Raw genomic sequence first — 26,264 nt, forward strand, 5'->3', positions numbered from 1 at the left:
TAATAAAAACAATAGTAGCAAGCATAGGAACAGGATTTACATGGTTCTTTGGAACTTGGGATTTAGCATTACAGATATTAGTTACTCTAATGACTTTAGATTATGCAACTGGTTGGATGAGGGCATATTTTAATAAAGAATTATCTAGTAATATTGGGCTTAAAGGTATTGCTAGAAAAGGCGTTATATTTGTAGTATTAATAGTTGCAGTAAGCTTAGATAGGTTATTAAATATTGATAAATGGATATTTAGAACCCTTATTTGCTATTTTTATATAGCAAATGAAGGTTTATCTATTTTAGAAAATTGTGGATCATTAGGATTGCCTATACCAGAGAAAATAAGAGAAGCATTATTGCAACTTAAGGAAGGGAATAAAAAAGAAATTAAGAAGGAGGATTAATTATGAAAATAGGTATAGACTATGGACATACTTTAAAGGGTTATGATACTGGAGNNNAGGAGGAGGACAAGGAACAGAAGTATATACCTATAATAAGGAGATTTTTACAGAAGCACATAAAGCTTTAAATAACATAACAGCTTTAGGATTTAATAATAGAGGAGTTAAGGATGGCAGCAATTTATATGTAATAAGAAATACAAAAGCTAAAGCAATGTTAATAGAGCTATTCTTTATAGATAGCATAGACGTAGAGTTATACAAAAAAGTAGGTGCAGAAAGATTAGCTAATGCAATTGTAGAAGGAATTACAGGAAAAGCTATGCCTAACAATGGTAATTGGTATTCTTTAGATGGAAAGCTAGGTGTTGTTACTGCCAAAGACGGCCTAAATGTAAGACAGAGTAAATCTACTAATAGCAAAATATTAGGTATCTTGAAACATGGAGAAAAAGTAAGATTATACAGAAAAGAAGGGAAGTGGATACACATTTACTATCCTAATCATGGTGGATATGTACATGGTGATTATATAGACATATTTCAGTAAAAAGATAGTTTTTAACTTGAAACAAGGACTATCGTATTTTTTATATAATGTATTAAATACTATTCACATCTATAGATATTAATAATTTACATTTGTTACTATAGGTCTAATTATATACTTAAATTTATTCGTATCACTCTAATTTTTAAATCTTTCTTCGATCTTTTTAATTATATAATCTATCTAGCTCCTTTTTAATACTTTTTTGTACAAAATGGTTAAGGTCTATTCTAATGGAAGCCTCTAGTAAACTTTTTCCTCCCTATATTATGCCTACATTTGAGCTAAGATTAGTTTGCAGATTCTAACGGAAAGTTATTATTTATTTAAAATATTAAAAGTAAAGTTTAACTTCTGCGGCAGAAGTAGAAAAAAACGTCTGTACTATCTAAATCTAGCTCTTCAGCTATTCGTTCAACCAAATCTATAGTTACATTCTTATTATATTTTTCTTTATTTTCAAGCTTACTAAGATAAGATTGTGTTATTCCTAACCTTTTAGCAAGATATTTTTGCGACATTCTTTTTGATTTTCTTGCATTTTTTAACATTATCATACCTCGAATTGTTTCATCAATTGGATTTTTACACAAATTACGACAAAATAAAACTTATAAATTGTGCCTCAAAAGGACTATGTCGAAATATTCCTGTCAGGAATACTTTCACGAGGTATAATTATATTGCATTTAAAGTAGAGTTGGAGGGGAATTTATGAAGGGATTTATATATAAAAACAAAAAATACATAGTAAAATTATGTGATTATAATTTTAAATATTACATTACAAAATATAAGGGATATACAATAATTTATTTCAATAAAACCTTAGATAGTAAAGAGAAATCTAGAATACTTCATAAGCTAATAAGAAATTCTATGATATACTTCTAGAATGCAATGTTAAAAAATGCAAGAATAAATTATAGATTTTGTTATATTTTGCATATGTAAAAAGCTAAGTTGTAATATTAAAAGTAGCTTTATTACTAGTTCTATTAAAAAATTATATATATTGTATTGTATTTACAACAATGGGCTGATGGTATAAAATTAAATGAAAGTTGGCAAGTATAAATAAGACATTTTTAGAAAATAACTAGTAATTATGATACTCTATTTTATAATACTGCATTAAGATAATACTTTAATGCAATTATTAGTGAGCCTTTATTCTAGTATTAGTATCAAGTTTTAATTAATTATTTTAGTTCAAATATCTAAAAATGCTCAAATTTGAGTTTAAAATGGAGATGATAATTTTGATAAATGGAAACATTGAAAGTGTAAAAAAATCCATACTTGATAGATTAGATACAATATATGAAATGAAGATACCTAAAGATATGATATTTACAGAAGAGCTTGTAAATCTTTTAAATGAAGTTACTTTAGATTTAGAAAGAGAAATTAGTGTTGCTATAGATAGAAAAGGAAATGTAATAGGAGTGGCAATTGGTGATAGTAGTACCGTAGACATTCCAATAATAGATGTTAAAGAAGGAAAATTATCAGGAGTTAGAGTAATTCATACTCATCCTAATGGAAATCCTAAACTATCTGGATTAGACATATCTGCCTTAATTAAGTTAAAGCTTGATGCTATGGTTGCAATTGGAGTTAATAATGAAGGTAACTTAAAACATCATATAGGATTTTGTGATGTAAACAATAATATTTTAGTTGAAGAAGAATTAGAATTTAAAACTGCGGAAGATGTAATGCAGTTTAAGTTTTTAGATAAGGTTAGGCATATAGAAAGCCTTATCAAAGAAAATGATGTTATTGAGGATAATACAGAGAGGGCAATATTAGTTGGTACAGAAGACGAAGAAAGCTTAGAAGAACTTGGTGAACTTACAAAGGCTTGTGAAGCTATTCCTGTATATTCAATACTTCAGAAGAGAAGCAAAAATAAAATAGATCCTGCTTATTATATAGGCAGAGGTAAAGTAGAAGAGATAGCTTTAGTAAGGCAATCATTGAGAGCTAATGTAGTTATTTTTGATGAAGAACTATCAGGAGCACAGGTTAGAAATTTAGAAGGTGCATTAGGTGTAAAAGTTATAGATAGAACTACTCTGATACTAGAGATTTTCGCAAGAAGAGCAAAAACAAAAGAAGGAAAAATTCAAGTTGAACTTTCACAGTTAAAGTATAGACTTTCAAGATTGGGAGGTCTAGGTACAGTACTTTCAAGAACTGGAGGAGGTATAGGTACAAGGGGTCCAGGAGAAAAGAAGCTTGAGACTGATAAAAGACATATAAGAGAAACAATATATGACTTGACTAAAGAGCTTGAAAGAATAAAGCATGTTAGAAATACACAAAGAGAAAAGAGAAATAAAGATAGCGTATCTAAGATTTCTCTTGTAGGATATACTAATGCAGGGAAATCAACGCTAAGAAATACTCTTTGCGATATTTACCCATTAAAATCTTCAAATATAAAGGAGAAGGTATTTGAAGCAGATATGTTATTTGCAACTTTAGATACTACTACTAGAGGAATATTACTTCCAGATAATAGGGTAGCCACTATAACAGATACAGTAGGATTTATAAGAAAGCTTCCTCATGAATTAGTTGAAGCCTTTAAATCTACCTTAGAAGAGGTTATTTATTCAGATTTACTGCTGCATGTAGTAGATAGTTCTAGTGACAGCGCTGATAAGCAAATTGAAGTTGTTGAAGATGTTTTAAAAGAATTAGATACCTGTGATAAACCAACTATATTAGTTCTTAATAAAACAGACAAAGCTTCAGAAGAAAAATTACAGGATTTAAGAGAAAAATATAAGAACTATAAAATAATAGAAGTATCTGCAAAAGAAAGAATAAACTTACAAAAGTTGTTAAATGAAAGTACAGAATTACTCCCTTATAAGTTAAAAGCTTTTAAGGTGCTAATTCCATATGCAGATTCTAGTACTGCCGCATATCTTCATAGAAATGGAAAAGTTGATAGTGAAGAGTATGTAGAAGAAGGAACAGTTATGATGGTTCAAGGTGATGAGGAAGTATACAATAAATGTAAAGATTATATAATTGAAGAATAAGTATACGCCTTCTAAAATAGAATTATAATGAAGAAAGATAATAGTTTATATAGCTTACTTTAAAAATCATACATAGATATGTTAGTTCTAAAAATTAATATATGAAAATAGTTGATGTCTTTTAATATTATAATTAAAACTATTGAATTCATAAGTTATGAATGAAAATATTTAATGGCACATATATATTCAACTATACTTGAATAAAACTGCTAACTGATTTTAAAGTTAGCAGTTTTAGTTTTATAAGAAGGCATTTTCTTTACATCTTTAAATTGTTATTTTAGATGCCTAAAGATTTATAAATTGGAAAAATGGAAAAGATAATTCTATAAGGAGGGAGTCAATAGTTAATAAAAATATAGATAAATGTGATTAATTATGTTGATATATACCTAAGGGGTGATATTAATGAAATACATAACTAATTATAAACCAAAAGACTTTTCTGAGTTACTTGGAGTTTCAGTGAAAACATTGCAACGTTGGGATAGAGAAGATATTTTTATGTAGGATATATGGTCTTAAAAAGTGTAAGAAAAAGATAGAGGAGGATGAAGAAATTGCTAAGAGCATACAAGGTGGAAATAAAACCAACGTTGGAACAAAAGATGAAAATTAATCAATCAATTGGAATATGCAGATATTTATATAATTTTTATCTTGCCAAAAATAAAGAATTATATCAGCAATTTAAAGATGGTTTATTGGATAAGCAACATTCATTTATGTCAGCTAATGATTTTGATAAATATATCAACAATGAAATTAAAACATTAGAAGAATATCAATGGATTAATAAATGTGGTTCAAAAGCACGAAAGAAAACTATATGTAATGCAGAAACTGCATATAAGAAGTTTTTTAAAGGTGAATCTAAATTTCCAAGGTTTAAAAAGAAGAATAAATCAGATGTTAAATTATATTTTCCTAAAAACAATAAAGGTGACTGGAAAGTATACAGACATAAAATAATGATACCATCATTGAAAAATGTAAGATTAAAAGAATATGGATATATACCAATAAATGCAAATATTAAAAGTGGAACAGTATCTAAGAGTGCTGATAGATATTATGTATCAGTATTAGTGGAAACTGATATTGTAAGTCCAAATATTCCTATAAATTATGGGGTCGGCATTGATTTAGGATTAAAAGACTTTGCAGTTATTTCAAATGGTATTCGTAAAAAGAATATTAATAAAACTGAAAAAGTAAAAAAACTAGAAAAGAGATTAAAACGTGAACAAAGAAAACTTTCAAGGAAATATGAAAGTTTAAAATTAAGAAATAAAGATAAGAAAGGAGATGCTACTAGACAAAATATCCAAAAACAAATAGCTAAAGTACAAAAACTTCATTACAATCTTTCAAATATAAGAACAAATTATATTAATAAAGCAGTATCTGATATAGTGAAACAAAATCCAAGTTTCGTAACTATAGAAGATTTAAATGTTAGTGGAATGATGAAGAATAAGCATTTATCCAAAGCAGTTGCAGAGCAAAAGTTTTTTGAGTTTAGAACTAAATTAACTAACAAGTGTAATTGGATGGGTATTGAATTGAGAATTGTAGATAAATTTTATCCTTCAAGTAAATTATGTCATGAATGCGGCCATATTAAAAAGGATTTAAAACTTTCTGATAGAATCTATAAGTGCGAATGTGGCTATGAAGAGGATAGAGATATAAATGCAAGTTTTAATTTAAGAGATGCTAAAATCTACAAAATAGCATAAATAAGTTATTGTAGATATGTACGGATGGCTAGTTCGGAATTTATGACTATGGAGTGTTATATCAAATGAAAGTAGTTCTACAGAACAAAATCAGACACGTTGAAGTAGTAAAAATCTCGATATGGGTATATTTGTCCATATTTTGAGTAGCAGTGATCATTATGGAATATATTTGTCCACAGTGCAATGAAATAAAGAACTGTAATTATATATGTAGTAAATGTGGAGGAACCATGGAGGATAAAGGAAGAGTGCAAGAGTATTATGGTCCTTATAGTGCAGATGCACCTATTGAGGATAATGGAAATAGTTGTACTCATGTTTTTCTATGTAATAAGTGCAATCTTATGGAGAGAAATAACATAAAAAAGGTTATCATATAATTTTTTCCATGAACTTTCTTAACTTATATATTATAATTAAATATAAGGTATATTGAAAAATAGCTAATCAGTATGTAGTTTATTTTTGTTATATTGCATCATCACAATTCCAAGAGAATTAGATTGCCAGGGAAACTGTTTCATTGCTCGATGTAAAATATAAGATTCATATTTGATTAGTTATTTTCTTTTATATGTAAAATATCTTATTTCTCAGTTTAAGGTATTTAAAGATGAGGTGAAAAAATTATTGAATAATGGTCTAGTGAAGTTTGATTGGAATTTTGCTGAAAAGTATAGTGACGAAGAAATATCTTATTTCTTACATTTAGAAGGTAAATCCATAGAAACTATAAGTATTATTAGAAATTTGCAAAAAACTGAAGTGCAGAAGCATATAATAGCATGTAAAATAAAATATAGGTATGTAGTTAAAAGCCAAAATATAGAAGAGCTTTTTAAGACTTTATCAAAGGTGGGAAAGTCAGAAAGAATATATATATTAAATAGTCTAGATGTGGTTAATAAAACAAAACTCATAGATTATATATTAAAAAATCATTTAGAAGTATCGTTAAAAGAAAAAGAATTTGGAATATGGGTACTAGGTGAACTTAGAGCTTCTCAATCAGTAGATTTTTTAATAAAGTCTACAGTACATAAATTTGTTAATATTAGAAGATTGTCTGTATCAGCTTTAGGCAAAATAGGAGATTCAAAAGGTGAGATGGCACTTTTAAGAGCACTTCAAGATGAAAATAATCAAGTAGTAAGCTATGCTATAAAATCTTTACAGAAAATAAAAAGTGAAAAAGCCATAGAAAAAATAGAGGAAATTTATAAGGTTAACGATAGACCTTATATAAAAAAGGCTTGTGAAGAGTTTCTAAATAGTTTTAAAGATACAAAAGATAGTATTGGTTAAATTTATTATATTTTATGAGGAGGGATAAGGGATATGAGTTATTTTACCATTAAAGATGAGGCAAGTTCAGAATTTGAAGAAAGAAAATCTGTCTTTATAGGATATGCTAAAAGAGTTAAAACTGAAGAAGAGGCTAAAGAATTTGTAGCAAAGATAAAAGCCATGCATAAGCAAGCTACTCATAATTGTTCAGCTTATATAGTAGGAGAAAATAAAGGAATTCAAAGATATAGTGATGATGGTGAGCCTCAAGGTACAGCAGGTATTCCAATATTAGAAGTTATAAAGAAAAATGATTTAACAGATGTAGCAATAGTAGTTACTAGATACTTTGGAGGTATACTTTTAGGGGCTGGTGGTCTTGTTAGGGCTTATTCTAAAGGTGCGTCTGAAGCTATTAAAGTTAGTGGTATAGTTGAAAAGGTTAAAGGACTTGAGATAAAAGTAAAACTAGACTATGACCTATTAGGAAAAATTCAATATATTTGTGGTAAAAATCAATGGCATATAGAAGATACTATATACACAGATAAAGTTGAGATTATAATGTATTGTGAAAGTAAAAATTATGACACTATACATGGGAGTTTTGTAGAGGCCACTAATGGAAAAGTAATAATTTCTGAAGAAGAAGAGGAATATTATTTTAAAATGGAAAATAGACTTTTTAAAGAGGCGATATAGGGTATTTGAAAGAAGATAGATCACTGTGTTATAATGTTTAAGGAGTATTTTAAAGTTAGGCATTTTCAAAAAAATAATAGACCAGTATATTAGTCTATTTTCCATTATACTGCGTTGTCAGAACCCACCCATAGTGTTACTATGAGCGGAACCTGACGCCTTGTCTGATATGAGGCATATTCAAAAAAATAACTAGTCAGTATGTTCATCTATTTTGTATCATACTGCGTCGTCAGAACTCCATGATAGCTAGACTATCATGAAAACCTGTCAACTTGTCTGAAGCAAAATATATTTCACATCTTTAACTAGTTATTTTATTTCATATGCCTAAAATATACTAACATCTTTGGTTTATTATTTTCTTTCACATGCCTTATACAATGCAAAAACATTATTTAGGCATCTTCATAACTAGTATACTGACCAGTTATTTTATTTCAGGTGCCTTACATATAAAGTTAGGAGAGTGGAACTAAATGTCAGGACATTCAAAATGGCATAATATACAAGCTAAAAAGGGAAAAGTAGATGCTAAAAGAGGTAAAATATTTACTAAAATAGGTAAAGAGTTAATGGTAGCTGCTAAAAATGGCGGTGCAAATCCAGAAACAAACAATAAGCTAAGAGATGTAATTGCTAAAGCAAAGGCTGCTAATATGCCATCAGATACAATAACTAGAGCAATTAAAAAAGCAGCAGGAGAACTTGAAGGAGTTAGCTACGAAGAAATTACATACGAAGGATATGGTGCAGCTGGAGTTGCAGTTATTGTTGAAACACTAACAGATAACAAAAATAGAACTGCAGGAAATGTAAGACATGCCTTTTCAAAACATGGTGGAAATATGGGTTCAACAGGTTGTGTGAGCTTCATGTTCCAAAAGAAAGGTGAAATTGTTATAGAAAAAAATGATGACCTTGATGAAGATGAATTAATGATGATGGCTCTAGAAGCAGGAGCAGAAGATTTTGCTTCTGAAGATGAGGTTTATATAGTAACTACTACACCAGAAGACTTTGGAGCAGTAAGGGAATCTCTTGAAGAAAATGGAGTAGAGTTCTTAGAAGCAGAAGTCAAATTAGTTGCTGACACTAACTCAGAAGTAGATATGGAAACAGCAGGTAAAATACAAAAAATGTTAGATGTATTAGAAGATGACGATGACGTTCAAAACGTATATCATAATGCAGAATTCCCAGAAGGATTTGAAGGATAATGTCCAAAGTTTTATAAGTTAATAGACTTCACAATTTATAGAAATTATAAAAATTAATACAAATATTAAAAATAGGTTTGATTACGCTATATGTAGGCTTTTTGCTTAATCGATTTTCCATTTATAAAAAATTTTAAAACCACCTTTAATATAGATTTTTAGTAAATCATCTATATTAAAGGTGGTTTTTTGATTTTATTTAAAGAGATTGCAAAAGAGTTTAAGCTTGATATATAAATAAAAATATTCTATAGAATAGTATTTGTTAAATTATGAAACTATTGAAATCATTGTAAATATATGATAAATTCGATATAGCAATTTAGAATTTAAGAGAGAAATTAAAAGATTATTATTTTTGATTTTAATGCTAACTTTTATTTAATATAGTGGAAAACTAAATCTAAAAATTTAGGGAAGAACTATGGGAGAAGGAGCTAGAATATACTAGATTATTAGAGGAAATAAAAAATATTCAGAAGAGTTGTCCAATTATTATGATAGTTTATTCAATAAAGTAAGCCAAAAGAGATGTTACATTAAAGTTAGAAAGAATTTAAAGATAGTTAAAAATTATGAAATCAAGGGACAAGTTATAGATTATATGAATTTTTATAAAAATATCAATAATAATTGTGATGGAGATTTTTAAAATGGGATGTTATATTAAAGGAATTTTTATCTTACTGGTAATAGGATTTATAGTTGAATACCCTATACCTTCTATTGTTATAGTGGTAGCTTTAATTTATTTTATATTTAAACCAGAGAAGAAAAGTGTTATTGAAGAAAAGGAAGTTAAGGAGACTTATAAAATTCCTGAAGAAACTTTTAAGCTACATATTATTAATTTTAAATATGGAAATGAAGTAATAACAAATAGAGACTTTCAAGTGTGGTTAGATGATAAAGAGCTATGCTTTTTTGGCAATGTTAGCCCGGAAAATCTTAAAATAAAACAATATATAAAGATAAAAATACCAACTAAAAATATTAATTTTTTTACTAGGATAGGAGATATGTATACAAAAGGAAAAGATGAAAAAGTTGTTGACAACAGAGAAACTGTCATGGAAGTAATTGATGATAAAAATGAAATTACATATTTAAGATTTGATTCAGATGCATATGAAATTTTTGTAACATTGATTATAAATAAGGAAAAATCATTAGTTAGTCTTAGAAAAACAACAAGTGGTCAATGCAAATAATAATAATGAGAGTAATATTAGTAGTGATGAAAGCATGTATAGAATAGAAAAGATAAATAGCTAGGGGAAAAAGAATAGTTATAGAAGAAAAAGTAATTATTAATGAAAGTATAAAAGGATTAGGTAATCTAATCTTTTTTGTTTTTTTAGAAACAGAAAGATTATTAATAATGAGAATATTAGCTAGTATGTATAAAGTGTTACATAAGCTAATGTGATATTTAAGTAAATGAGCATTGGATAAATTAAGCAGTTACTGAAGGCGTTTATTATTAAACCCAACAAGTATACACTTTGGCAATAACTTTATTGTAAAATTAGGATAACAATATTTATGGGGTGGGGACATGGTTAATAAGAATAAGATTTTAATTATAGAGGATGAAAAACCAATTATTGATATAATGTGCTATTCTTTCAGAAAAGAAGGAATGGAAGTTGTATATGGATTAAATGGAAGGGAAGGTATGGTTTTAGTAGAAAGTTTTAAACCAGATTTAATAATATTGGATCTTATGCTGCCAGATATTGATGGTTTTGAAATTTGCAAGATAATAACAGTAAAATATAAGATTCCTATTTTGATGGTTACTGCAAGAGATGATATTATGGACAAGGTTCTAGGACTTGAAATGGGAGCTGATGATTATATAACAAAACCTTTTAATATTAGAGAAGTAGTAGCAAGAGTTAAAGTAGCATTGAGAAGAATAGAAAATTTTAATAATAATTATATAGAAAAATATCAGGAGAAGGATATTATAGTATCAGAAAATATTGTGATTATACCTAAAAGTAGAATAGTAAAAAAGAATGGTGAAGAAATTAAATTAAAGCCAAGAGAATATGATTTATTGCTGCTATTTAGTGAAAATAAAGGGAGAGTTTTTTCAAGAGAAACTCTTTTAGATAGTGTTTGGACTATGGATTATGATGGAGATATTCGTACTGTTGATGTCCATGTTCAAAGGCTTAGAAAAAAGTTGGATGATAAAAACAATCCTTCTATTATAGAAACTATATTTGGAGTTGGATATAAGATGAGGTAAGGTCATGAAGTTAAAATATAAGTTTTTGATAGGATTTTTAGCTGTATTTTCTATAGCTTTTTATATATTAAATTTTTTTATAAGCAAGAATATAGAAAAAAACAATAAAGTAGTTTTAAGTAAAGAGATGAGAACTCTTTATCAAAACTCTCAAAGTTATATAACACAGTATTTTGTTTTAAATTCTATAGAGATAAGTGAAAAAGGTTTTAAAGATAATACAACAGATATAATAGTAGAACTTAGTGATAAAAATAATTGTAATGTTTCATTATATGATAAAGATGGTAATATACTGAATAGTTCCTATGGTGGTGAAGATGTTACTGTTTTTCCTAATTTTAAAGAGGATGTAATTTTAGGAAGTAATGAAGATTTAAATATGGCAAAACAAGACAAACTTTCTTTTTTAGTGAATAATATAGAAAACAAAACCATTGTAAATCTATCTTATCCATTATATATTAATAAAAATTTCTTAGGGATAGTACGATTTAGTAAGGATTATACCTATTTATATGAGGGAAATAATAATCTTTTAAATATAGTAAGAATAATTGTTGTAATAACCTTTACAATAATTTTTATTTTTTCATATCTTTTGTCCATAAAAATAACTAATCCAATTATGAATTTAAGTGAGGCTTCTAGAGAAGTTGCTAAAGGTAATTACGATGTAGAGATTTCTATAAAGTCTCAGGATGAAATAGGAAAACTTTCTGAAGATTTTATAAACATGAAGGATAAAATAAAAAGCCAAATAGAAACTTTAAAGGAAATTCAAGCATATAGAAAAAAATTTTTTGATAATGTAACTCATGAATTAAAAACTCCTCTTACCACAATATCAGGGTATGCAGAAATTCTTAGTGAAGAAGAATTTAGTGATGAGGAATTTTCAAAAAAGGCTATAAATCATATAAAAGATGAAAGCGGCAGATTAGAAAAAATGGTCATAGAACTTCTAGAAATATCAAAGTTAGATTCCTTTGATCATAAAAAGATAGAAGTTGAAAGATTCAATTTTTCTAAACTATTAGAGGATTTGTGTTATCATATGAGCTTTAAAGCAAATAAATATAATATGGATATAGAGGATCATGTACAGGATAATATATATATTTATGGAGATGAAAGTAAGTTAAAACAAGTTATAATCAATCTTTTAGATAATAGTATAAAATATGGTAAGTCTAATAGTACTATAAAGATAAAGGCGGATACTATGGAGAATTACTGTGAGATTGATATTAAAAATAAACTTACAGATAATGAAGAAAAAGAAGAGGGGAGTAGGGGATTAGGGCTTTGTATATGTAAAAATATAATAGAACTTCACAAAGGTATTTTTACCATAGAGGATATAAATAATGAATTCAAACTAGTGAAATTTAAAATCCCTTTAAATTAGCAATACTTTGGCAATAAGTATATAAACTATGGCAATATATACAAGTTAAGATTTATATAAGAAATGTTAAAATTTGGGGGGGGTTTAAAAATGAAAAAAAGAATCATAATATTGCTAAGTACAATTATGGTGTTTCTTAGTGGATGTAGTACACAGTTAAAAGATAATGCGATAATTTTAGAAGAAAATCTATCACAAATTTCTCAAGAAGGCTATCAGTTAGAAATAACTAAGAAATTAATGAAAGAAAAAGAGATATTTGATGTAGAATTTTGGGATTATATCTATGAACCGCTATATAGTGTTGCTCCAGAAGAAGTAAAAAGAAATGGTGATATGGTAAAATTAAAACTTTTTGGTGAAGAATTGGATATGTTGAATATGGAAGGCAAGGATGGACCATATCATCTTCAAACTCAAAGTAACGATAGAAAAAATATTTATTTTAATGCTACATCAGATAGGGAAGGTATTTATAAGGTAAGAGTTGACAATATGAAAAAAGTTGAATCTGTAATTATATTACCTAAAAAAGAAGATTTTATATGCAATTTTAATGTACTAAAGAATGGTAATATTATTTTTAGAGGAATTTATAATGAAAGCATAGGGATATTTTATTATAATGCTTCTAAAAATTCAATAAATAAATTAATAGCAGGAGGAAGAAATGAAAAGGGTACGTGGATACCAATATATAACCTATCTCCTGGAGAAAATAAAATAATTTATTACCAACTTAAAGATAGTACTGGTAATGTAAATATTTATGGAGGTACTTTTAATGAAGGAAAAATTGAAGATGCTACAATAATTGAAGAAAATATAGCCCCTGTAATTTCTGGTTATATTAAAGATGGTAGAAATGTTATAAAAGGAAGAAATCTTATTGGTGCGTCTTTTATAGCTTGGAATAATGAAAAAACTGCTATGATATCAATACCTTCAAAGGTATCTTCAGAGTATAGCTGCAAAGAAAAGGTATATCAAGTAACTTTTGAAAATGAACAAGATAAGATAGATAAGGTAGCTAGAAAATTTATAAATAAGTTTTATATTGTAGGGTCAAAGGAATATGACTTAATGAGGACGTTAGGAAATAACAGTAAAAATAAAAAAGAAGTTGCTAAATTGATTGAAGATTCATTAGCATCTTGTATGACTAGTGATGCACGGCTTACATTAATAAATGATATGAAATATATAGATAGATTAGATGAATATATCTCAAAGAAAGACACTTTAAGTGTATATAATATTGCTTTAGAGAAAACAGAAAAAAATAATGGTTATGTAACATATAATTATAAAATTAAATTGTGGAAAAAAAGTAGTGATAATAAAGATGAAGTGAAAGAAATATCAAAATCTATATGTTTAGAACAAGAAAATAATCAATGGAAAGTTAATAATTATACCAAGTTTACTTATTAGCATTTAAAAGTTATGTGAAGGTAAATGAATTAGATAAATCGTAAGGAGGAAATAGCATGCCATTAAATTCTTTTAATAAAGCATCAAAGAATAAAGATCAATATAGAAAGAGTTGATATGATCCTAATAAATTTATCACAGCTGGAAGCTGGAAAATTACTGCAATATCACTAGCAATATTAATAGGGCTTTTTCTTATAGTATTTTTATTTGTTTTATAAATTAATTATTTTAGCTTATAAAATAATAGAAAGTAGTACTATTTCCTTCTTTAAACTTTTATTGTTTATATACAGCCATTATATTACTGTGATCTTATCACAGTTTTTCTTTATATAAAGTTGTTTAGGAACTTTAATATATAATTTATAAAATATTCTCCTATGATTTGAATAATTATTTTATGTAAATATACATAAATTGAGAATTTAATAAATGATTATAGACAAAAATATATAATATACTTAATATATTATATGAGGTGATTTTACAATGAAATATAAATTTAACTTTGAAAATAGAGAATATGAGCTAAAAGAAGATAACCTTGAATATATTTATGATGAAAACATTGAGGGTTTTGAGTATGAAACCCTTATAGAACTTTTAAATAACAGTGATAAAGTTAATTTTGATTTAGAATATTTTGATGGACGTTGTGATGTATGTGAGGCTGGTAAGGGAGAAGGTAGAAAACATTATGATTTTTTAGAATATCATTTCTTCTTATTTACTAAAAATAATAAATACATTATAAGTACTATTTCAAAGGATTATGAAGAAAGCAAATATACTGATCTATATAAGAGAAAGCTTATAGATAATGATTTTATAGTAAGTATAATTGTATGTAAAGAATGTGGAGCATGGATGGTAGAAATAGAGCAATGTGATATGTAAGAAAATATTACATAAGTGTTATAGACATCAAGTATAAAAATTAAGAATTAATATTTAAGAATGAAGAATTAAGGAAGGAATTCACTTTTAGCGAATTTCTTAAAAAACTTCAAAGGCACTGGAGCTTTAACCTTAACTCTTTATTTTTAATTCTTAATAATAGCTGGTATTTTGTAGGGGTGAACATTGTTCGGAAGTTTTAACTTACATATATGAAATTACTATTCTTGGCAAGGTAAAGATAATTTTTAATATATAAAATTAAAGACTTCTACTACAAAAGAGAAGTCTTCAAAATTTTTATAAATTTTTAATTATATAAAGTTTATGCAACCTCATTTATAGTATTGATATTTTGAGGAGCTTTAGCTTGCTTTTTAAATACTCTACTTCCAATTTCACCAGCTAGTAATCCACCTAGAACACTAAGACCTACTGCTAAAACTACATTTAGAGGATTGTTAAAACCAAAAGGTGCTAATAACCCAGGAATAGGAGAAGCTGTTCCAGGAGCATTATTTATAATTTTAAAATGTGCAGCTGCTAATCCTGAAAGTCCACCACCAAAAAAGTTAGAAACGTATATTGGTATAGCATTGGCAGTTACGATATGTGCTTGAGTTAAAGGCTCTAACATTACAGCAACAACATTGCTTTTATTTCCTAATTTTAATTTGTGGAAAATCATTCCGTTTGTAAATGAACCACCTACACAGGCAATAGATGCAATACCCATTGCTAAACCCTTAAGATCAAGCATAGCAGTTAATGCCATTGAACTTAATGGAGATGTGCAAATCATTTTCATAATTCCGCCTAGTAGGAATCCCATTAAATAAGGAGATTGCTCTGCTGCTATAGAAATCATTTCTCCAATATTGATTAAAGTCGCATTAACTACAGGATCTACGCCTAAAGCAATACCTCTAGCTATTGGAGCTATTAATAATGCTCCAACTATAACATCTAAACCTTCTGGTAATTTTTTCTCTATATATGGAGCAATCAATCCTACTATATATCCTGCAATAAATCCTGGTAATATTCCGTAGCCAGATACAGCCACTCCAGCAACTACAGCATATATAGGATTAATACCCATGCTGATGCCAACTAATATAACTGCTGCAACTCCTCCCATGCTTCCTGAAGAGGAACCAACTGTTGATAAGAAACTAATATTTAATAAGTCACCACTAATATATTTATGAATCGCTTCTACTAAGAAAGTTGCGACCGCTGCATTAGCTAGTCCAGACATAGCTTTTTGACCTTTAGGCATTTTTAAGCTAAATAGTGAAAATAAAGCTAAAGTGAAAATTAATAACCCTATTCCTTTAATAATTGTAAGCATAAATGGCCTCCTTATAAATTTATTTTAATCTTATAAATTTAAATTCATTAGACATGGACAAATTTAGCTAAAAAGTAAATATTTATTCTTTTTAAAATAATCTGAAAATTTAATCTGAATTAAGTTAAAAAAATATCAAATGAATTCAGTGTATAAAACATACAATCTAGTAAAATATTTATAACTATTTGAAATTTTTATAGAAAACTTCTTTATTATTTGATTTAAATATAATTATATTTAGTAGTTACAAAAAAACTCACAATACTACAAAAAATATTCTTAAATAAGGTAAAATTTTTAAAATATTAATACAATTCAAAAAATATTAATATATAAAATTTGTTAATAAATAAATAACAAAAAGGCTATGAACTTAATTTTATAAGCTCATAGCCTTTAAACAATGGAGAATGGAAAATTGACAATTGACAATTTAGGTGGAAATTATTTTTAGGAAAAATAATTTCTGTAAGGATTTTTTGATTAGTAATTTTATATTGCTAGTTTTTTATATTGGTGAACACTGTTCACCGCTACAGCTAGATAATTTTAAATTTCTCAGTGATAACTGAGAAATGTCCATAATTGTGAATTAAATAAAATTGTTCATTGTTAATCGTCAATTTTCAATTGTATAAGTATCATCTTTCACTATAAAAAATTATACCGTTTATGAATTTTTTTATATTAATTTTTCCGTGAATATTGGTTTTACCTCTGATACAATCCATTTCTTTTTTTATCTGTTCAAAATTGTACAGTCCGTTAGAATATTCAATAAATGTTTCATTCATATAGTCCTCTAAGCCTAAGTTTGCTATATTTATCATTCCAACAGTAGCAGCACGTCTAATCCGTTGTTCCATAGATTTAGGATTATCAGTAAACTTACTACAAAGCTCTCTTAAAGTGTAATCTGAGATAGTTTCATTATGTTTCTGTAAATATTCTATAATTAAAATGATATCTTTACTACCAAGTTCACCCATGATACCAAGCTTTTGAAGTATATTTTTTAATTTGTTTATGTAAGTATTATCTTTTTTAGGAGTTTTGATATTTACAGATGTTTCAGCTACAAATAAATCTTGAATCTTACCTAAAGTTCTATTCATATTTATATTTTCTATTACTTTCTTAATTACATTTTCAACTTCTATAGCATTTACAGGTTTTTGAATATAAAATTCAATTCCATTTTCATAGGCTTTTGCTATCATATCCTTTGAAGTAACTTGAGATAGCATTATAAAATTAATTTTTAAATTGGATTCTTTACAAGATTTTACTATAGTAATGCCATCTTTATAGGGCATAAGCAAATCTACAATTACTACATCAGGCTTTAATTCCTTTATATCTTCAAAGCCATCAATACCATTAGTTGCATAACCAATAACCTTTCCGAGGTTTCTATCTTCAATAATAAGTTTTAATATATTAATTATACTTATATCATCATCAATTAAAAAAAATCTCATAATTAAATTTCCTCCAATACATTTTTAGGGATTCGTATGATAAAAGTAGTTCCTTCTTCAATTATAGAATTTACTTCAATTTCTCCTTGCAATGCGTTTGTTATGATATCTTTTACTAAACTTAAGCCAAGACCTCTATTAATTTCACCAGTAGTATAGTTTATTTTAGTAGAGAAGCCAGGAGAAAATATTAAGTTAAGATGTTCATCTTTTATACCAGAGCCAGTATCTTTTATTTTAAATATATGGTGTTTTTCACTTTCAATATGTTTAAACCATATTGAGTTACTCTTATCTTTGTCTTTAATAGATTCAATAGCATTCATGATTATATTTCTAAATATGGACATAAGATAATAATGTTTTTTAGTAAAGAAATCTCTCTCAATATAAAAATAGAGTTTAATGTCTTTACCTAATAGCTCTACTTCTTTCTCCATACTTTCCTTTAATATCTTCATAATATCTTTAAAATAAATACCATTGTCGCTTAATTTATCTTCTAATGCCTCTTTAACACCTCTTACTACTAGAGAATATTCTTTTTTAATTTCATGTATATCTTTAGCTATTGTAAGAGCTGAATCTGCCCAAGTTTCGATATCTTCATTATCGGTTATTTTTTCAAAAAGCTTATAGGAGGTGGTCATGGTGTTTTCAATATGATACATATTTTTCTCCATCCAAAATATCTCTGTTCTAAGCTTAGAAGTAACCCATAAGAGTTTTTTATACCTTTGTTCATGTTCATTTTTTAAAAGAAATATTCCGTAGTAATCTAAAGAGGTTAATAAAACCCAAATTAGAAAAGAACGTATTATAGCTACAAAAAAAATACCTTGTTGAATTTTAAAATCAAAAATACCAGGACCTAATCTGATAGTTATCTCAACTAAATTAGCTAAATAATCAATAATTACAAAACTTATAAAAATTTTCTTAATTTTAAACTTAGAGTTAAATCTCTTATAAAGGCTAAAAAGTATACCATAGGAAAGATAAAAAAATATTTCAGGAAAATATGCATATAAAATATCTTGATAAATTCCAGTATTGATAAAATGCACAAGTACTCTTAAAAAATAAACGCCAAATGCAGAAAAAATAGTAGTTATTATTATATTTAAGTCTTCAAAAATATATAAAAAAATAGGGAATAAAATAATGGCTATAGATATCTTAAAGTTAGTTAATAATAAGTTTATATGCATTTGGGCTGCAATAGATACAAAAGTAGAGGCAATAATGCTTTTTTTTAGTTTTTCATTTTTATTATTTGTAAGATTATTAATATACATGATTTTATCCTTTCCAACTTTACTTTAGAAATACATTTATGCTAATTTTAACATAAAATTTATTATAGCTTTAATAAGCTTTTAAATAAATTTTTACATTTAAATATATTTTTATAAACTTTCTAATATATAATAAAAGGGATTTAATATATATGCGTAGTAATTAGAGTATAAGATTAAACAGGTTACTCAATATACTAGTTATTTTTTAGGATACTAATATATACTTAAAGAAAACTAGAATAATAGACTAATTTAATAAATTTTCTAACCTAAAGTTATATTGAATTGGAGGAGAAAAAATGGAGCATAAATGGAGTTTAAAGGAACTATATGATTCCTTTGAAAGTATTAAGTTTAAAGAAGATATGGCTAAACTAGAGGATTATATCCACAGTTTTAAGGATTTTGGAAATCAATTAAGTTGTAGTGGTGATTTGAAAAAAACTTTAGAAGAGTACATTTCTCTCTATAAAAATATGACCACTTTGTTTAATAAATTATTTAGCTATGCTTCACTTACTATTAGTGTAGATACTAAAAATGAAATTGCGCTAAAAAATTTAGAGATACTTGAAAATAAATATAGTGAAACAGCTGAATCACTGGCTAAAATAAATAAATTTATAGGTTCTATTGAAAATTTACAGCATATAATTGAAGATTCTCATTTATTAAAAGAACATGAGTATTATTTAAATGAAATATCTAAAAGAAGCAAATACACACTAAGTGATAAAGAAGAAGGTATTATTGCTAAAATGAGTAATAGTGGATCTTCAGCTTGGAATAAAATGATGGAGCTTTTAGTTTCTAATTTAAAAGTTGACATTGAAGAAGAAGGAGAAATAAAACAACTTCCATTATCAATAGTTAGAAATTTAGCTTATGATAAAAATAAAGATATAAGGAAAAAAGCCTATGAAGCAGAAATTAAAGGCTATGAAAAAATAGAGGATGCAGTAGCGGCTTCATTAAATGGAATAAAAGGTGAAGTTATAACTGTTTGTAAATTAAGAGGATTTAACTCCCCACTAGAGGAAACACTATTTAGCTCAAGGATGGATAAAGAAACTTTAGATGCTATGATTTCAGCAATGAAGGAAAGTCTACCTATTTTTAGAAAATATTTAAAGAGAAAAGCGGAACTTTTGGGGTATGAAAATGGACTGCCTTTTTATGAATTATTTGCTCCTATGGGTAATGTAGATATGAAATTTGAATATGAGAAGGGCAAAGCATTTGTTGAAGATAACTTTAGAACCTTTAGTGATGAGTTAGCAGATTTTGCGAGGAAAGCTTTTGATAATAAGTGGATAGATGTTTATCCTAGAGAGGGTAAGGTTGGAGGAGCATTTTGTGCTGGACTTCACATGTTAGGAGAGAGTAGATTAATGCTTAACTATGGAAATACTTTTAGTGACGTAGTTACTCTTGCTCATGAACTAGGACATGGCTACCATGGAGAGTGTTTAAAAGAGGAGAGCATCTTAAACAGTGATTATCCTATGCCTATAGCAGAGACAGCATCAACATTTTGTGAAACAATAATTAAAAAGGCTGCTATTAAAACTGCTAGTAAAGAAGAAGCCTTTTCAATTTTAGAAGCAGAAATTAGTGACAGTACTCAAGTTATTGTGGATATATTAAGTAGATATATCTTTGAAACTAATTTATTTAATAGGAGAGAAGAAAGCTCTTTAAGTAGTGCTGAGCTTAAAGAACTTATGATTAATGCCCAACTTGAAGCTTATGGTGATGGTTTAGATAAAGAATATTTACATCCATATATGTGGTTATGTAAGGGACACTATTATAGTGCTGGCTTAAGCTTTTATAATTTTCCATATGCCTTTGGATTATTATTTGCTAAGGGATTATATGCAGATTACCTAAAAAGAGGAGAAGAATTTATAAAAGAATATGATAAATTATTGAGCTTAACAGGGAAAATGGATATAGCTAATCTTACTAAGCTAATGAATATAGATGTACATTCAATAGATTTTTGGAGAAGTTCATTAAAAGTTATTGAAGAAGATATTGAAAGATTCATAGAATTAAGCAAATAAATTTGAAAAAAATTACAAATTATTGTAGTTGACATGTATAAATAAGCTAATTATGGATAAAATCCCTCAATAAGGAGGGATTTATTTTATGTTCAAAAAGTTATTAAAAAACAAAAAAATATTAACATATATTCTTGGTGGTATAATAATCTTTTTATCAAGTTATTTTGTATATACTAATATATTAAAGGGAGAAAATGTTTATTCTTTAGCTAAGGAGGCAAGCTCTACAAGCTCTAAGCCATTAAAATTTAATTCAAAGAATAAAATAGAATTTTTTATTAAATACAGTAACTGTAAAGATTTTATAGAAGATAGCCAAATGAATGAAATGGTAGAGAGAGATAAAGACAAACTTAATGGATTAAAGGAATCAGAGCTAGAGGAAATTTATAAAAGCTATGGATATAAGTTAGAGAAGTTTACAAAGGATCAAGTGATTTTTGTAAAAGAGATTGAAGGGTATAACTATGAAGTTGATAATTACTTTATAGGTATAGGAGAGAATAATGTAGTTATATATAATAAAAAACAGGACGGAAATATAACTATTGAGGAACCTTTAATTAAAAATGTAAGAAGTGAAGAAAATAAAGCAATAACTTTAGATTATATAAAGGATAAAGGAAATCTTGTGGAATCTTTATATAAAGGTAAAAAAGAATACCAATTTAAAACTAAAGAGGAAGCAATAGAATATGCACAAGCATTATGTAGTTCATAAATCATGTTTCTAAAATTAATTTTCAAATATAAGCAAAGATTTAAAAAGTCTTAAGAATGAAAGATTCTTAAGACTTTTTAAATTTTAAGTATTTTAATTTAACATTAGAACTTCTCTTATAAAAGAGAAGCATCAACAATTTTCAATTGCATAGCATTGTGAATTCAATAAGGTTTTTTGTTGAATTGTATAAGTTAAGATGGTAAAGTAATATGTAGTTGTAAATTAAAGTAGGAAGGTGATTATTTTGTATGAATATATAAAAGGTAGATTTATTGGTATAAATAAGGATTATGTGGTTGTAGATAATAATAATATTGGTTACAAAATATTTACTTCAGGAAATACAATGTCTCAAATGCCACCTACTGATTCAGAAGTCTTGCTTTATGTTCAGCAAATTGTAAGGGAAGATTTTATTGGACTTTATGGCTTTATAACTAAAGATGAATTAGCAATGTTCAATTTGTTATTAACTATTAATGGAGTAGGTGCAAAAGCAACTCTCTCTCTTTTATCTATATGCACTGTTAGAAATTTAAAATACGCCATTTTAACGGGAGATGAGAAGACTTTAACAAAAGCACCAGGCGTGGGAAAGAAAACAGCACAAAGAATTATATTGGAGCTTAAGGATAAAATTCACTTAGAAGATATGATGGAAGATGATGTAGCTCATGAAACCATAATAGAGATGGATTCAATAGTAAATGAAGTGTTTGGGGCGTTAATAGCTCTAGGGTACTCAGAAAAAGAAGCTGAAAAAGCAGTTAAAGCTGTTGGTAAAGATGGAACTGTTGAAGAGATGATTAAGAAATGTTTAAGACATTTAATGTCTTAACTACCTATGGAAAGTTTAAAGGAGTGAACTTCTTTTGGAAGATAGAGTAATTACTTCTCAGCTAAGAGAAGAAGATTTAGATGTTGAATATTCATTAAGGCCTCAGCGATTAAAAGAATATATAGGACAGTCAAAGGTTAAAGAAAGATTAGATATATTTCTAAAAGCAGCGAAGATGAGAGAAGAACCATTAGATCATGTATTATTATATGGACCGCCAGGACTTGGGAAAACTACTTTGGCTAATATTATAGCAAAAGAAATGGGAGGAAATCTAAAAGTAACTTCAGGACCAGCTATTGAAAGGGCAGGGGATTTAGCTGCCATACTTACTGGCCTCTCTAATTTTGATGTGTTATTTATAGATGAAATACACAGATTAAATAGAGCAGTAGAGGAAATTTTATACCCTGCTATGGAAGATTACTCTTTAGATATAGTTATAGGAAAAGGAGCTTCTGCTAAATCTATTAGATTGGATTTACCCAAATTTACATTGATAGGTGCAACTACAAGAGTAGGACTTTTAACTTCTCCTCTTAGAGATAGATTTGGAGTACTTTCTCCTATGGAATACTATAATGAAGAGGAGCTTAAAGAAATAGTTGTTCGTTCTTCTAATATTTTAAATGTTTCTATTGAAGAGAATGCAGCTATAGAAATTGCTAAAAGATCAAGAGGCACTCCAAGAATAGCAAATAGACTTCTAAAGAGAGTAAGAGATTATTCTCTAGTAAAGGGTAACGGAGTCATAGATTTTAGTACTGTAAAAGCAGCATCTGAACTTTTGGAAATTGATTGTGAAGGCTTTGATAAAATAGATAATAAAATTTTAGAAGCAATTATAGATAATTTTAATGGGGGGCCAGTAGGAATTGAGACTTTAGCTTATTATATTGGTGAAGAACTTGGGTCTGTTGAAGATGTATATGAACCTTACTTGATTCAAAAGGGATTTATAATTAGAACCCCTAGGGGAAGAGTAGCTTCAGCTAAAGCCTATAATCATTTAGGAAGAAAAATACCAGAGAAAAAATAGTATTTGTTATATTATTCATATAATGGTACAATAATTTACCTATGGAATAAATTTATTTTAAATTTAAGAAGGTGTAAAATTTGAAGGTTAAAGATTTTTATTTTGATTTACCACAGGAGCTTATAGCTCAAGTACCACTTGAAAAAAGAGATGAATCTAAACTTATGGTGGTAAACAAAATTAATGGAGAAATAGAGCATAAAAAATTTAAAGATATTATAGATTATTTTGAAGAGGGAGATACTCTAGTTTTAAATGATACTAGAGTATTACCAGCCAGATTACATGGAATAAAAGAAGAAACAGGAGCTAAAATGGAATTTCTTCTTTTAAGAAGATTAGAAAAAGATATATGGGAAACACTAGTTAAGCCAGGGAAAAGAGCGAAATTAGGTTCAAGATTTATTTTTGGTAATGGTGAACTTAAAGCTGAAATAATTGAAGTATTAGAAAATGGTAATAGAAAAGTTCGCTTTGAGTATCAGGGAATTTTTGAGGAAGTTTTAGATATGTTAGGCGAAATGCCACTTCCACCATATATAACGGAAAAACTTGAAGATAGAGAAAGATATCAAACAGTTTATTCAAAAGAGGTTGGCTCCGCTGCAGCACCTACAGCAGGACTTCATTTCACAGAAGAACTTTTAGAGCAAATAAAAAGCAAGGGAATTAAAGTTATATTTATTACTTTACATGTAGGACTAGGAACATTTAGACCGGTTAAAGCGGAAAATATAGAAGAGCATGAAATGCATTCAGAGTATTATTATCTTTCTAAAGAAACTGCTGATATTATAAATGCCACAAAGGAAGCAGGAAAGAAAGTAATAGCGGTAGGAACTACTTCTAATAGAACACTAGAAAGTGTTAGTGATGAAAATGGAAGAGTAAAAGAAGCATCTGGATATACAAATATATTTATATATCCAGGATATAAATTTAAAATTGTAGATGCACTTATAACAAACTTTCATCTTCCAGAATCAACACTTATAATGTTAATTAGTGCTTTTTCAAATAGAGATATTGTAATGAATGCTTATAAAATAGCAGTAGAGAATAAATATAGATTTTTCAGTTTTGGAGATGCAATGTTTTTACACTGAATAACTCTAGGCATCTTCAAAAAATAGCTAGTCAGTATACTAGTCTGTTTTCTATCATACTATGTCAACAGAACTCACTCATAGCTTAAACTATGAGCGAAACCTATTTCTTTGCTTGATACAAAATAGACGTGGTATCTTTGAACAGTTATTTTATTTCAGATGCCTTAACTAATTAGGAGGAAGATTTTTAGTTATGTATAAATTGTTAAAGAAAAGTGGAAATGTGAGAAGAGGGGAATTTACCACAGCTCATGGAGTGGTTCAAACTCCTGTGTTTATGAATGTTGGCACACTTGCAGCTATTAAAGGTGCAGTATCATCAATGGATTTAAAAGAAATAGGATGCCAAGTTGAACTTTCAAATACATATCATCTACATTTGCGACCTAGTGATGAAGTGGTAAAAAAAATGGGCGGATTACATAAGTTTATGAATTGGGATAGACCAATATTAACAGATTCAGGTGGATTTCAAGTTTTCTCATTATCAAGTATGAGAAAGATACAAGAAGAGGGAGTTTATTTTAACTCTCATATAGATGGTAAAAAAATATTTATGGGACCTGAGGAAAGTATGCAGATTCAAAGCAATTTAGCTTCAACTATAGCAATGGCTTTTGATGAGTGCATTCCTAATCCATCTTCAAGGGAGTATGTTGAAAAATCAGTGGCAAGAACAACAAGATGGCTTGAAAGATGTAAAAAAGAAATGGATAGATTAAATTCCCTTCCAAATACTATAAATAAGCAGCAAATGTTATTTGGAATAAATCAAGGTGGAGTTTATGAAGATATAAGAATAGAACATGCTAAAACTATTTCTAAAATGGATTTAGATGGCTACGCTATTGGAGGTCTTGCAGTAGGAGAAACCCATGAGGAAATGTATAGAATAATTGAGGCGGTTGTTCCACATCTTCCAGAAGATAAGCCGATTTACTTAATGGGAGTAGGACTTCCAAGTAATATTTTAGAAGCGGTTTCAAGGGGAGTAGATTTCTTTGATTGTGTGCTTCCAGCTAGAAATGGAAGACATGGACACGTATTCACTAAATATGGTAAAATAAATCTTATGAATGCAAAGTTTGAACTTGACGATAATCCAATAGATGAAGGGTGTCAATGTCCAGCATGTAAATCTTATACAAGAGCATACATAAGACACTTATTTAAAGCTAAGGAAATGCTTGCAATGAGACTTTGTGTATTACATAATTTATATTTCTATAACAAGCTTATGGAAGATATAAGAGCTGCTATTGATGGAGATTACTTTGAAGATTTTAAAAATGAAAAGTTATCTCAATGGGATGGAAAAGCATAATATGCCAATGTTAAATTTTATTTGGATATAATATAAGGAACTGA

24 protein-coding genes and 1 pseudogene are annotated in these 26,264 nt (G+C 27.6%); 21 read left to right on the forward strand and 4 right to left on the reverse strand.

Going from position 1 to position 26,264, the window contains the following annotated elements; genetic code table 11:
* Window positions 1–2 precede the first annotated feature (2 nt).
* Complete coding sequence (locus B3603_RS19540) at window positions 3–404, forward strand: phage holin family protein (RefSeq protein WP_291568062.1); 402 nt, start codon at window positions 3–5, stop codon at window positions 402–404.
* A gap of 100 nt (window positions 405–504) precedes the next feature.
* On the forward strand, window positions 505–954 hold the full coding sequence (locus B3603_RS19545) for an SH3 domain-containing protein (protein WP_291568155.1): 450 nt from the start codon (window positions 505–507) through the stop codon (window positions 952–954).
* Between the two features lie 347 nt (window positions 955–1,301).
* Here B3603_RS19545 and B3603_RS19550 read toward each other — a convergent pair whose 3' ends face one another.
* Complete coding sequence (locus B3603_RS19550) at window positions 1,302–1,505, reverse strand: helix-turn-helix domain-containing protein (RefSeq protein ID WP_291568064.1); 204 nt, start codon at window positions 1,503–1,505, stop codon at window positions 1,302–1,304.
* Between the two features lie 163 nt (window positions 1,506–1,668).
* Here B3603_RS19550 and B3603_RS19555 point away from each other — a divergent pair, with 163 nt between their 5' ends.
* The 13 genes and pseudogenes from B3603_RS19555 to B3603_RS19615 all read left to right on the forward strand — a co-directional run bounded on the left by B3603_RS19555 (window position 1,669) and on the right by B3603_RS19615 (window position 14,975).
* Window positions 1,669–1,848, forward strand: coding sequence for a hypothetical protein (locus B3603_RS19555; RefSeq protein WP_291568066.1), 180 nt, complete (start codon window positions 1,669–1,671; stop codon window positions 1,846–1,848).
* Window positions 1,849–2,216: 368 nt separating this feature from the next.
* A complete protein-coding gene (hflX, locus tag B3603_RS19560) occupies window positions 2,217–4,013 on the forward strand; it encodes a GTPase HflX (protein ID WP_291568068.1) in 1,797 nt (598 codons plus the stop codon).
* A gap of 420 nt (window positions 4,014–4,433) precedes the next feature.
* Window positions 4,434–4,511 (forward strand): annotated as a pseudogene (locus B3603_RS23300) (IS607 family transposase); the annotation flags it as partial.
* A 56-nt stretch (window positions 4,512–4,567) separates the two neighbouring features.
* A complete protein-coding gene (locus B3603_RS19570; protein WP_414632392.1) occupies window positions 4,568–5,758 on the forward strand; it encodes an RNA-guided endonuclease InsQ/TnpB family protein in 1,191 nt (396 codons plus the stop codon).
* A 161-nt stretch (window positions 5,759–5,919) separates the two neighbouring features.
* On the forward strand, window positions 5,920–6,141 hold the full coding sequence (locus B3603_RS19575; protein WP_291568072.1) for a hypothetical protein: 222 nt from the start codon (window positions 5,920–5,922) through the stop codon (window positions 6,139–6,141).
* 250 nt (window positions 6,142–6,391) lie between these two features.
* Window positions 6,392–7,066: a HEAT repeat domain-containing protein gene (locus tag B3603_RS19580; RefSeq protein WP_291568074.1), complete on the forward strand. Its 675-nt coding sequence runs from the start codon at window positions 6,392–6,394 to the stop codon at window positions 7,064–7,066.
* A gap of 33 nt (window positions 7,067–7,099) precedes the next feature.
* The gene (locus B3603_RS19585) at window positions 7,100–7,750 is read left to right on the forward strand and encodes a YigZ family protein (RefSeq protein ID WP_291568076.1); all 651 of its coding nucleotides are present in this window, start codon (window positions 7,100–7,102) and stop codon (window positions 7,748–7,750) included.
* A 479-nt stretch (window positions 7,751–8,229) separates the two neighbouring features.
* Window positions 8,230–8,970: a YebC/PmpR family DNA-binding transcriptional regulator gene (locus tag B3603_RS19590; RefSeq protein ID WP_291568078.1), complete on the forward strand. Its 741-nt coding sequence runs from the start codon at window positions 8,230–8,232 to the stop codon at window positions 8,968–8,970.
* A gap of 653 nt (window positions 8,971–9,623) precedes the next feature.
* A complete protein-coding gene (locus B3603_RS19595) occupies window positions 9,624–10,181 on the forward strand; it encodes a hypothetical protein (RefSeq protein WP_291568080.1) in 558 nt (185 codons plus the stop codon).
* A 347-nt stretch (window positions 10,182–10,528) separates the two neighbouring features.
* Window positions 10,529–11,230, forward strand: coding sequence for a response regulator transcription factor (locus B3603_RS19600; protein WP_291568081.1), 702 nt, complete (start codon window positions 10,529–10,531; stop codon window positions 11,228–11,230).
* Between the two features lie 4 nt (window positions 11,231–11,234).
* A complete protein-coding gene (locus tag B3603_RS19605; protein ID WP_291568083.1) occupies window positions 11,235–12,641 on the forward strand; it encodes a sensor histidine kinase in 1,407 nt (468 codons plus the stop codon).
* Between the two features lie 90 nt (window positions 12,642–12,731).
* Window positions 12,732–14,075, forward strand: coding sequence for a hypothetical protein (locus B3603_RS19610; RefSeq protein WP_291568085.1), 1,344 nt, complete (start codon window positions 12,732–12,734; stop codon window positions 14,073–14,075).
* 492 nt (window positions 14,076–14,567) lie between these two features.
* A complete protein-coding gene (locus B3603_RS19615) occupies window positions 14,568–14,975 on the forward strand; it encodes a DUF3785 family protein (protein ID WP_291568087.1) in 408 nt (135 codons plus the stop codon).
* 325 nt (window positions 14,976–15,300) lie between these two features.
* Here the strand turns inward: B3603_RS19615 and B3603_RS19620 are convergent, their stop codons facing one another.
* The 3 genes from B3603_RS19620 to B3603_RS19630 all read right to left on the reverse strand — a co-directional run bounded on the left by B3603_RS19620 (window position 15,301) and on the right by B3603_RS19630 (window position 19,111).
* Window positions 15,301–16,329: a PTS sugar transporter subunit IIC gene (locus B3603_RS19620; protein WP_039631315.1), complete on the reverse strand. Its 1,029-nt coding sequence runs from the start codon at window positions 16,327–16,329 to the stop codon at window positions 15,301–15,303.
* A gap of 644 nt (window positions 16,330–16,973) precedes the next feature.
* Entirely contained in the window at window positions 16,974–17,813 is an 840-nt protein-coding gene (locus B3603_RS19625; RefSeq protein WP_291568089.1) for a response regulator, read from the reverse strand.
* A 2-nt stretch (window positions 17,814–17,815) separates the two neighbouring features.
* Window positions 17,816–19,111, reverse strand: coding sequence for an ATP-binding protein (locus B3603_RS19630; protein WP_291568091.1), 1,296 nt, complete (start codon window positions 19,109–19,111; stop codon window positions 17,816–17,818).
* A gap of 302 nt (window positions 19,112–19,413) precedes the next feature.
* Here B3603_RS19630 and B3603_RS19635 point away from each other — a divergent pair, with 302 nt between their 5' ends.
* The 6 genes from B3603_RS19635 to tgt all read left to right on the forward strand — a co-directional run bounded on the left by B3603_RS19635 (window position 19,414) and on the right by tgt (window position 26,220).
* On the forward strand, window positions 19,414–21,183 hold the full coding sequence (locus B3603_RS19635) for a M3 family oligoendopeptidase (protein ID WP_291568093.1): 1,770 nt from the start codon (window positions 19,414–19,416) through the stop codon (window positions 21,181–21,183).
* 88 nt (window positions 21,184–21,271) lie between these two features.
* Window positions 21,272–21,907, forward strand: coding sequence for a hypothetical protein (locus tag B3603_RS19640; RefSeq protein WP_291568095.1), 636 nt, complete (start codon window positions 21,272–21,274; stop codon window positions 21,905–21,907).
* A gap of 247 nt (window positions 21,908–22,154) precedes the next feature.
* Window positions 22,155–22,748 carry a Holliday junction branch migration protein RuvA gene (ruvA, locus tag B3603_RS19645; RefSeq protein WP_291568097.1) on the forward strand — a complete coding sequence of 198 codons (594 nt, stop codon included), beginning with the start codon at window positions 22,155–22,157 and terminating at the stop codon, window positions 22,746–22,748.
* Between the two features lie 34 nt (window positions 22,749–22,782).
* Window positions 22,783–23,787 carry a Holliday junction branch migration DNA helicase RuvB gene (gene ruvB / locus B3603_RS19650; RefSeq protein ID WP_291568098.1) on the forward strand — a complete coding sequence of 335 codons (1,005 nt, stop codon included), beginning with the start codon at window positions 22,783–22,785 and terminating at the stop codon, window positions 23,785–23,787.
* 80 nt (window positions 23,788–23,867) lie between these two features.
* Window positions 23,868–24,893 carry a tRNA preQ1(34) S-adenosylmethionine ribosyltransferase-isomerase QueA gene (gene queA / locus B3603_RS19655; RefSeq protein WP_291568099.1) on the forward strand — a complete coding sequence of 342 codons (1,026 nt, stop codon included), beginning with the start codon at window positions 23,868–23,870 and terminating at the stop codon, window positions 24,891–24,893.
* Between the two features lie 196 nt (window positions 24,894–25,089).
* Complete coding sequence (tgt, locus tag B3603_RS19660) at window positions 25,090–26,220, forward strand: tRNA guanosine(34) transglycosylase Tgt (RefSeq protein WP_291568101.1); 1,131 nt, start codon at window positions 25,090–25,092, stop codon at window positions 26,218–26,220.
* Window positions 26,221–26,264: the final 44 nt, after the last annotated feature.

Origin of the sequence: Clostridium sp. UBA2485, assembly GCF_002341865.1 — a bacterium.
Taxonomy (GTDB): domain Bacteria; phylum Bacillota; class Clostridia; order Clostridiales; family Clostridiaceae; genus Clostridium_J.

Excerpts from the sequence above, each read along its gene's own strand:
- B3603_RS19550 (WP_291568064.1), bottom strand. The coding sequence starts at position 1,505 with ATGTTAAAAAATGCAAGAAAATCAAAAAGAATGTCGCAAAAATATCTT.
- B3603_RS19555 (WP_291568066.1), top strand. The coding sequence starts at position 1,669 with ATGAAGGGATTTATATATAAAAACAAAAAATACATAGTAAAATTATGT.
- B3603_RS19570 (WP_414632392.1), top strand. The coding sequence starts at position 4,568 with ATGAAGAAATTGCTAAGAGCATACAAGGTGGAAATAAAACCAACGTTG.
- B3603_RS19575 (WP_291568072.1), top strand. The coding sequence starts at position 5,920 with ATGGAATATATTTGTCCACAGTGCAATGAAATAAAGAACTGTAATTAT.
- B3603_RS19585 (WP_291568076.1), top strand. The coding sequence starts at position 7,100 with ATGAGTTATTTTACCATTAAAGATGAGGCAAGTTCAGAATTTGAAGAA.
- B3603_RS19590 (WP_291568078.1), top strand. The coding sequence starts at position 8,230 with ATGTCAGGACATTCAAAATGGCATAATATACAAGCTAAAAAGGGAAAA.
- B3603_RS19595 (WP_291568080.1), top strand. The coding sequence starts at position 9,624 with ATGGGATGTTATATTAAAGGAATTTTTATCTTACTGGTAATAGGATTT.
- B3603_RS19600 (WP_291568081.1), top strand. The coding sequence starts at position 10,529 with ATGGTTAATAAGAATAAGATTTTAATTATAGAGGATGAAAAACCAATT.
- B3603_RS19605 (WP_291568083.1), top strand. The coding sequence starts at position 11,235 with ATGAAGTTAAAATATAAGTTTTTGATAGGATTTTTAGCTGTATTTTCT.
- B3603_RS19610 (WP_291568085.1), top strand. The coding sequence starts at position 12,732 with ATGAAAAAAAGAATCATAATATTGCTAAGTACAATTATGGTGTTTCTT.
- B3603_RS19615 (WP_291568087.1), top strand. The coding sequence starts at position 14,568 with ATGAAATATAAATTTAACTTTGAAAATAGAGAATATGAGCTAAAAGAA.
- B3603_RS19620 (WP_039631315.1), bottom strand. The coding sequence starts at position 16,329 with ATGCTTACAATTATTAAAGGAATAGGGTTATTAATTTTCACTTTAGCT.
- B3603_RS19625 (WP_291568089.1), bottom strand. The coding sequence starts at position 17,813 with ATGAGATTTTTTTTAATTGATGATGATATAAGTATAATTAATATATTA.
- B3603_RS19630 (WP_291568091.1), bottom strand. The coding sequence starts at position 19,111 with ATGTATATTAATAATCTTACAAATAATAAAAATGAAAAACTAAAAAAA.
- B3603_RS19635 (WP_291568093.1), top strand. The coding sequence starts at position 19,414 with ATGGAGCATAAATGGAGTTTAAAGGAACTATATGATTCCTTTGAAAGT.
- B3603_RS19640 (WP_291568095.1), top strand. The coding sequence starts at position 21,272 with ATGTTCAAAAAGTTATTAAAAAACAAAAAAATATTAACATATATTCTT.
- tgt (WP_291568101.1), top strand. The coding sequence starts at position 25,090 with ATGTATAAATTGTTAAAGAAAAGTGGAAATGTGAGAAGAGGGGAATTT.